The sequence below is a fragment of the Vibrio sp. 10N.222.49.A3 genome, assembly GCF_041475145.1.
In the GTDB taxonomy this organism is placed as follows: Bacteria; Pseudomonadota; Gammaproteobacteria; order Enterobacterales; family Vibrionaceae; genus Vibrio; species Vibrio tasmaniensis_A.
Genome location: NZ_JBFRVM010000303.1, coordinates 1 through 370, shown reverse-complemented (window position 1 = coordinate 370; position 370 = coordinate 1). Strand labels below are relative to the sequence as shown.

Below are 370 nucleotides of genomic sequence, written 5' to 3'. Positions count from 1 at the left end.
ATTTCAGAAAACATATTTGAACATTAAACGTTGATATGACTACCAACCCAAAACGCGGCACCGGCTACCGTCGCAATCATCGCGAAGGCTGTTGCAATAATGAGGTTTTTAACGGAACTCACTTCATTACGAACCCCTTGGATATCAGATTTCAGCTCATTACGAACACCCTGAATTTCAGACTTCAGCTCATTACGAACCGCTTCAATTTTATCTGAAAGGTCATGACGAACCGCTTCGATCTTCTGATCGAGTTCTTTACGCGTATCATTTAACTGCTCTTGAGTGGCAGCATGCGCGGTTAGGTTGATCAGCTCTTCAACGCTTAATGTGACTTTGCTTGATTCAGACATAATAGAAACCTTATTTA

Annotated in this window: 1 protein-coding gene; it reads right to left on the bottom strand. The window is 41.6% G+C overall.

Translation table 11 applies throughout. The features are described 5' to 3' along the window. Window positions 1-23: 23 nt before the first annotated feature. A partial coding sequence (locus AB4589_RS25235) for a DUF1640 domain-containing protein (RefSeq protein ID WP_372101940.1) occupies window positions 24-370 on the bottom strand: 347 nt, incomplete at its 5' end.